Source organism: Luteibacter sp. RCC_6_2 (assembly GCF_041360655.1).
Classification (GTDB): domain Bacteria; phylum Pseudomonadota; class Gammaproteobacteria; order Xanthomonadales; family Rhodanobacteraceae; genus Luteibacter.
In genome coordinates this window covers 233225-241051 of record NZ_JBFUPQ010000007.1, presented here as the reverse complement: position 1 = coordinate 241051, position 7827 = coordinate 233225, and the positions used below count along the sequence as shown (strand labels likewise).

Annotated in this window: 6 protein-coding genes; 3 read left to right on the top strand and 3 right to left on the bottom strand. The window is 67.0% G+C overall.

Annotated features, from left to right (window positions below):
* Positions 1-173: 173 nt before the first annotated feature.
* Positions 174-1001 carry an outer membrane protein assembly factor BamD gene (locus AB6730_RS10235; protein ID WP_371023504.1) on the bottom strand — a complete coding sequence of 276 codons (828 nt, stop codon included), beginning with the start codon at positions 999-1001 and terminating at the stop codon, positions 174-176.
* A 69-nt stretch (positions 1002-1070) separates the two neighbouring features.
* Here AB6730_RS10235 and rluD point away from each other — a divergent pair, with 69 nt between their 5' ends.
* Positions 1071-2045: a 23S rRNA pseudouridine(1911/1915/1917) synthase RluD gene (gene rluD, locus AB6730_RS10230; RefSeq protein WP_371023503.1), complete on the top strand. Its 975-nt coding sequence runs from the start codon at positions 1071-1073 to the stop codon at positions 2043-2045.
* A 2-nt stretch (positions 2046-2047) separates the two neighbouring features.
* Positions 2048-2788, top strand: a complete 741-nt coding sequence (pgeF, locus tag AB6730_RS10225; protein WP_371023502.1) for a peptidoglycan editing factor PgeF — start codon at positions 2048-2050, stop codon at positions 2786-2788.
* A 6-nt stretch (positions 2789-2794) separates the two neighbouring features.
* Here the strand turns inward: pgeF and otsA are convergent, their stop codons facing one another.
* Positions 2795-4210 carry an alpha,alpha-trehalose-phosphate synthase (UDP-forming) gene (otsA, locus tag AB6730_RS10220; protein ID WP_371023501.1) on the bottom strand — a complete coding sequence of 472 codons (1416 nt, stop codon included), beginning with the start codon at positions 4208-4210 and terminating at the stop codon, positions 2795-2797.
* Positions 4207-4992, bottom strand: coding sequence for a trehalose-phosphatase (gene otsB, locus AB6730_RS10215; RefSeq protein WP_371023500.1), 786 nt, complete (start codon positions 4990-4992; stop codon positions 4207-4209). Before otsB ends, otsA begins: the two co-directional genes overlap by 4 nt.
* A 172-nt stretch (positions 4993-5164) precedes the next feature.
* Here otsB and clpB point away from each other — a divergent pair, with 172 nt between their 5' ends.
* Complete coding sequence (gene clpB, locus AB6730_RS10210) at positions 5165-7747, top strand: ATP-dependent chaperone ClpB (RefSeq protein WP_371023499.1); 2583 nt, start codon at positions 5165-5167, stop codon at positions 7745-7747.
* Positions 7748-7827 lie beyond the last annotated feature (80 nt).

The window sequence follows — 7827 nt, the reverse complement described above, 5'->3', positions numbered from 1 at the left end:
GCCGCGCAGCGGCTTCCCTTCCCGAGCGACGGTGCAACCGGAGCGACGAGGGTGGCGGCCGACGGCTCTGCCCCACCCCCCAACGCGAGGGCGAAGCCGAGCCGGACAAAACCCGAATACGAACCACAAAAAAAGCCGGCTTGCGCCGGCTTTTCTCGTCGAACCCTCGAAGGTCAGTGGTGACCCGAGAACGGGATCGCCTTGCGCCAGATCGAGGGGTGGTGCGGCCAGTTCGGGTCCGTGAGGTACGGGTGGTCCGGGTAGTTCAGGGCCAGCACCTGGCGGGTCTGGTCGGCCAGCGGCTTGCGGTCCAGGGCGATATAGCTGCGCGTGAGGATGGCCAGGGCGTCGGCGGTTTCCGGCGACTGCTGGTAGTGCTCGACCACGTACTGGGCGCGGTCGGCCGAGGCGATGTACGCCTTGGTGCGCAGGTAGTACTCCGCCACGTTGACCTCGAACCGGGCCAGCTGGTTGCGCAGGAAGATCATGCGCTGGCGGGCGTCGGTGGCATACGCGCTGTTCGGATAACGCCGGGTCAGCTGGCTGAAATCGTCGAACGCGGTGAGGTTGAAACCCTGGTCGCGGCGGGTGGAAGCGCTGTTGCCACGCTGCAGGTAACGCTCGATCAGGCCGCCGGTTCGGTCGAAATTGATCAGACCGCGCAGGTAATAGGCATAATCAGCATGCTTATGGGTCGGAAACGTCTTGATGAAGCGGTTGATCGTCGAGTAAGCGTCGTCCGGCTTGTTGTCTTTGTACTGCGCGTACGCGAGTTCGATCTGGGACTGCTCGTTGATGTCGCCCGACGGGAACCGAGCGATCAGGCGTTCATACGCCTTTTCCGCCGCGGCATAGTCGGAATGCTCCAGCGAGTCGTGGGCAGTGGCATAGAGCCGGTCGACCGGCATCGTGTCGATCGTCTCCTTCTTGCTGCGAAACATCGAGCAGGCGCTCATCGACAGGGCGAGGACGAGCAGAATGGTGATCTTGGTTGCACGCATTGAGAGAGTTCGGATGCTTGAGCGAAAGGGCATGATAGCCGAAACCGGCCGTGGGCCGGGCGGGGCGGTATGACGACGGTCAGACATGAGGCCACCGTGCCGGTGGCGGCGGCGGGTCGGCGTTTCGACCAGTCCCTGGCCGAGATGTTCCCCGATTACTCCCGATCCCGCCTCACGGGCTGGATCAAGGAGGGCAAGGTCCTGCTGGACGGGGCCCGGGTGGCCCCGCGCCATCTGCTCCGGGGCGGCGAGCGGGTGGAAGTCGAGGCCGAGTTGGAGAACGAGGTGGATGCCCAGCCCGAGGACATCGCGCTGGACATCCGCTACGAGGACGACGACCTCATGGTGGTCGACAAGCCGATGGGACTGGTCGTCCATCCCGGGGCGGGCAATGCCGCCGGGACCATGCTCAACGCCTTGCTGCACCACAATCCGGCCCAGGCCGAGTTGCCGCGCGGCGGTATCGTCCATCGGCTGGACAAGGACACCGCCGGCCTGATGGTGGTGGCCAAGAGCATCGCCGCGCATACGGCGCTCGTGGCGATGCTGTCCCGGCACGACGTGCACCGGCAGTACGAGGCCGTGGTGCTGGGCACCATGGTGGCCGGCGGCACGGTGGACCAGCCCATCGGAAGGCACCAGCACGACCGCCTGAAGCAGGGCGTGCGCGACGTGGAAGACGGCGGCAAGGAGGCGGTCACCCACTATCGCGTGCGCGAGCGTTTCCGCGCGCACAGCCTGATCCAGTGCAACCTGGAAACCGGCCGCACCCACCAGATCCGCGTGCACATGGCCCATCTGGGCCACCCCCTGGTCGGTGACCAGCTCTACGGCAACGGGTTGCGCCTGCCGCGTGGCGCCAGCCAGGAGCTGATCGACGCGCTGCGCGGTTTCCGCCGCCAGGCCCTGCATGCCGAGAAGCTGGCCTTCGAGCACCCCGTGACAGGGGAATACCTCGAATTCGATTCGCCGCGTCCGGCCGACCAGGAGGCGCTGATCGAGGCGCTTCGCGCCGATACCGCGCTGCATCCGATCGAGGACTGAGCGTGGAAGGCGCCTGGATCGTCCCGGACTGGAAGGCCCCGGCTCACGTACATGCCGCCGTATCCACGCGGCAGGGGCCCGGTATTTCGCAGCCGCCGTACGACCGGCTGAACCTCGGGCTGCGTTCGGGCGACGATCCCGCCGCGGTTGTGTCGAACCGGGAGGCCCTGGCGGCGGCATTGGACCTGCCCGGACCGCCGCTGTGGCTGCGCCAGGTGCACGGCACCGAAGTGGCCGACGCCGGCGTGGAGGGTGACGACGAACCGGTGGCCGATGCCGCCGTGGCGCACGGCCCCGGCAAGGTGCTGGCGATCCTCACCGCGGATTGCCTGCCGGTCCTGTTCGCCAGCGCGGACGGCGGCACGATCGGCGCGGCGCATGCCGGCTGGCGGGGGCTCGCCGCCGGGGTGTTGGAGAACACCGTGGCACGGATGGGCGAACCCGCGGGTTCCATCCTCGCGTGGCTGGGCCCGGCCATCGGCGGCCCGTCCTACGAGGTGGGCGCGGAGGTGCGAGCGGCCTTCGTCGAGGGCGACCCGGGCGCGGAGGAGGCCTTCGCGCCGACGCGGCCGGGGCATTGGCTATGCGACTTGTACGCGCTGGCGAGACGGCGGCTGGCCGCGATCGGAGTGACACGGATCTTCGGGGGCGGCTTCGATACGTACCGGGACGAACGGCTGTATTCGTACCGGCGCGACGGTGCGGTCAGCGGACGGTTCGCGTCGTTGATCTGGACGCGCTGACGCCGGTCAAGGCGCCGTCATCGGCGACGGCACGTAGATCTCGGGTTTCACCCGCGCCGGTTCCGTCAGCGCATGCAGGAACGCGTTGCGCCATGTGGTGATGTCGTTTCGCTCCAGCACGTCCATCATCGACTGCCAGCGCATGCGCCGTTCCTTCTGCGGCATCTCCAGTGCGCGTTTCAGCGCCTCCGACACCTCGTCCAGGTCGGAAGGATTCACCAGCAGCGCCGCATCCAGTTCCTGCGCCGCGCCGGCGAAGCGGGACAGCACGAGCACGCCGGGATCTTGCGGGTCCTGGCAGGCGACGTATTCCTTCGCGACGAGGTTCATGCCGTCGCGGAGCGGGGTGACCAGGCCGACCTTGGCCACGCGGAAATAACCCGCCAGCACCTTGTGCGCGAACGACTTGTTCACGTAGCGGATCGGCACCCAGTCCGGCTCGGCGTACTGCCCGTTGATATGGCCCGCGCTGCGTTCGAGTTCCCGTCGCAGCGAGCGGTATTCCGGCACGTCGGAGCGCGACGGTGGCGCGATCTGTAAGAGCGAGACGCGGCCGCGCATCTCCTTGTGGTCGCGCAGCAGGCGGGCGAACCCCTCGAAACGCTCGGGCAGACCCTTGGAATAGTCGAGGCGGTCCACGCCGATGATCAACGAGCGGTCGTCGATCGAGGCCCTGAGCTTGGCGACCGCGCCGCTGTCCTCGGCGCGATGCGCGAGTTCGACGGCCTCGGCCGTGTCGATGCTGATCGGGAACACGCCGGCGCGGAAGATCCTGCCGTTGGCGGCGCGGATGCGGCCACCCGTGCGCATGGCGGCGCCCAGTTCGTGCAGGAAGTAATCCTCCAGCGCGCGCAGGTCGCGCTGGGTGTGCAGGCCCACCAGGTCGTACGAAGCCAGCGGTTCGAGCAGTTCACGGTGCCGGGGCAGGGTGATCAACAGGCCGGCCGCGGGCAGCGGCGTATGCAGGAAGAAACCGATCTTGTTCTCGACGCCGAGTTCGCGAAGCATGGCCGCGAGCGGGATCAGGTGGTAATCGTGGACCCAGACGATGTCGTCTTTCCTGATCAGTTTCGCCACGCGCTTGGCGAAGACGCGGTTGACCCGCAGGTAGCCTTCCAGGTGGTCGCGCCGGTAATCGACGAGGTCGGCCCGGTAATGGAACAGGGGCCACAAGGCGCGGTTGGCGAAGCCGCTGTAGTAGTCGTCATGGTCCGCCTTGGACATGTCGATGGTCGCGTAGCTGATGTTTCCATCCTCGACCTCGTGCACTTCCTTGCCCGTCTCGGCGGCGAGGTTGCCGCTCCATCCGAACCACAGACCTCCCATCTCCTGCAGCGCCGCGTTCATGGCGGAGGCGAGGCCGCCGGTTTGCGTCTGCTTGGGCAGTGCCACGCGGTTCGATATGACAACTAGTCGGCTCATCGTGCCCTTGCGGCTCCTTGCGTCAGCGTGGCCTTCACGGAATCCAGCCAAGCATGAACGGCAGCCGGGCTAGGCAATGTGAACGTGGCGTGCGAGGGCGTCCGCGTGCCGACGCGAACGGATGCGCCGCCGCGTTCGTTGACCACGGCGAAGGCGTGTTCGTCGGTGAGGTCGTCGCCGAGGTAGACCGGCGTGCGGCCGCGGAAGGGCGGCGAGTCGAGGAAGGCGGCCACGGCCACGCCCTTGTCCATCCCGCGCGGCTTGAACTCGTAGACGTAGCTGCCCGGTTGCAGTTCGAACCCCGGGAAACGCGCCGCGATGGCCGGTGCGATCCGTTCCAGTTCGTCCGCGCGCTCGGGATGCTCGCGGCAATGCAGCGCCACCGACCAGCTCTTGTCCTCCACGCGCACGCCCGGCAGGGCCGATGCGATGTCGTGGACGATCTCGCGCAGCCGGGCCAGTTCGTCCGCGTCCACGGGAACGGTGCTCGTGCGGCCATCGCCGTCGCGCCGTTCGAGGCCGTGCTGCCCGGCGGCGGCCCAGGCGGTCCTGCCGAAGATGCGGTCGAGGCCGGCGATGGCGCGGCCGCTGACCAGGGCCATGGCGCCCCCGAGTGCCTGGTTCAGCGTGTCCAGGGTGTCGAGCATCCCGGGTGGCGGGAACACGGCTTCCGGGTCATCGGCGAACGCCAGCAAGGTGCCGTCGGCATCGAGGAACAGCGCCGTGTCCGGCGTGACGAGGTCGACGGGCGGTGGAGGCAGGGTGTCGCGGGCGGCTGTCACGAGAGCTCCATCTGGCAGCGATCCCGCCAGAATGCCTTCCATGACGTGAAAAAAGTGATGCGCTGTTTCCTGCCCCGGCGTTGAAGGCGCATGCTTTCACCCGCATCTGTGTGGCCAGAGGCGGTCGCGGGGAGGGCCCGGGGCGCGCCAACACCTTTGGGAGAAAAACCTGATGCGAATGGACAAACTCACGTCGCGGTTCCAGCAGGCCCTGGCGGATGCCCAGTCGCTGGCCGTCGGCCGCGACCACAACATCCTCGAGCCGGTGCACGTGCTCGCCGCGTTGCTCGACCAGCAGGGCGGGTCCACCGCGCCACTGTTGACCCAGGCGCAGGTCAACGTGCCCGCGCTGCGCCAGCGCATGGGCGAGATCCTCGATCGCCTTCCGCGGGTCAGTGGTCAGGAAGGCAACATCAGCCTGGGCAACGACCTCAACCGCCTGTTCAACCTCACCGACAAGCTCGCCCAGCAGCGTGGCGACCAGTTCATCGCCAGCGAGTTGTTCGTGCTGGCGGCGCTGGAGGATCGTGGCGAGGTCGGCGGCGCGCTGAAGGCCGCCGGTGCCACCAAGGAGCGGATCGAGGCGGCCATCGACAAGCTGCGTGGCGGCGAGAAGGTGCAGTCGGAGAACGCCGAGGAGCAACGCCAGGCGCTGGAGAAATACACCATCGACCTCACCGAGCGCGCCGAGGCCGGCAAGCTCGATCCGGTGATCGGCCGCGACGAGGAAATCCGCCGCACGATCCAGGTATTGCAGCGGCGAACGAAGAACAACCCGGTGCTGATCGGCGAGCCCGGCGTGGGCAAGACCGCCATCGTCGAAGGCCTGGCGCAGCGCATCGTCAATGGCGAAGTGCCCGAGGGACTGCGCGACAAGCGCGTGCTTTCGCTCGACATGGGCGCGCTGATCGCCGGCGCGAAATTCCGCGGTGAATTCGAGGAGCGTCTCAAGGCCGTGCTCAACGACCTGTCCAAGCAGGAAGGCCAGGTGATCCTCTTCATCGACGAGTTGCACACCATGGTCGGCGCCGGCAAGGCCGATGGCGCGATGGACGCGGGCAACATGCTGAAGCCCGCGCTGGCGCGTGGCGAACTGCACTGCATCGGCGCCACCACGCTCGACGAATACCGCAAGTACGTGGAGAAGGACGCCGCCCTGGAACGCCGCTTCCAGAAGGTGTTCGTGGGCGAGCCCAGCGTCGAGGACACGATAGCGATCCTGCGTGGCCTGAAGGAACGCTACGCCGTGCACCACGGCGTGGAAATCACCGATCCGGCGATCGTCGCCGCGGCGACGCTTTCCGCTCGTTACATTCCGGACCGCCAGTTGCCCGACAAGGCCATCGACCTGATGGACGAGGCCGCGTCACGCATCCGCATGGAAATCGATTCCAAGCCGGAAGAGCTCGATCGGCTCGAACGCCGGCTGATCCAGCTCAAGATCCAGCGCGAGATGCTGAAGAAAGAGCAGGACGACGAATCGAAGCAGCGCCTGGCGACGCTCGAGTCCGACATCGAGAAGCTCGACCGGGAGTTCTCCGACCTCAACGAGGTGTGGAAGGCGGAGAAGGCCGCGTTGCAGGGCGCCACGAAGATCAAGGAGCAGATCGAGCAGGCCCGCCTGGAACTGGAAGCCGCCCAACGCCGCCAGGATTACGGCGCGATGAGCGAGATACAGTATGGCCGGCTGCCGGCGCTGGAAGCCCAGCTCGCCGCCGCTCAGAAGGCGGAGCAGCAGGACTTCACCCTCCTGCAGGACCGCGTCACCGCCGAGGAAATCGCCGAGGTGGTCGCGCGCTGGACCGGCATCCCCGTGGCGAAGATGCTCGAAGGCGAGCGCGAGAAGCTCCTGCACATGGAAGATGCGCTGCATGCGCGCGTGGTCGGGCAGGACGAGGCGGTGCGTGCGGTGTCCGATGCGATCCGGCGTGCGCGTGCCGGACTGTCCGATCCGAATCGTCCCTACGGCTCGTTCCTGTTCCTGGGCCCGACGGGCGTGGGCAAGACGGAGTTGTGCAAGGCCCTTGCCGATTTCCTCTTCGATACGCAGGACGCGATGGTGCGCATCGACATGAGCGAGTTCATGGAGAAGCACTCCGTGAGCCGGCTGGTCGGCGCGCCTCCGGGATACGTCGGCTATGAAGAGGGTGGTTACCTCACCGAGGCGGTGCGCCGCCGTCCTTACAGCGTGATCCTGCTCGACGAGGTGGAGAAGGCTCATCCGGACGTCTTCAACATCCTGCTCCAGGTGCTCGACGACGGACGCCTGACGGATGGGCAGGGCCGCACGGTGGACTTCCGCAACACGGTCATCGTGATGACCTCGAACCTCGGCTCGAACCTGATCCAGGAGCAGGCCGGCGATAGCGAAGCCGACTACCTGCAGATGAAGGCATCGGTGCTGGGCGTGGTGCAGGCGCACTTCCGTCCGGAATTCATCAACCGCCTGGACGACCTCGTGGTGTTCCGCCCGCTGGACAAGAAGCAGATCCGCTCGATCGCGCGGATACAGCTGGATTACCTGGCGAAGCGCCTGGCCGAGCGCCAGCTGTCGCTCGACCTCACGGACAAGGCGCTGGACTTGCTGGGTAGCGCGGGCTTCGATCCGGTGTACGGTGCGCGTCCGCTCAAGCGGGCGATCCAGCAGCAGCTGGAGAACCCGTTGGCGCAACGCATCCTGCAGGGTGTCTTCTCGCCGGGGCAGACCGTGCGTGTGGATTCGGATGGCAACCATCTGACGTTCGCGGCGACCTGATATCGCCGACAAGTCGGCTTCCCACCAGGTTGCGATAACCTGGTGGGAAGCCGACTTGTCGGCGATGCTTCGTACCTCGT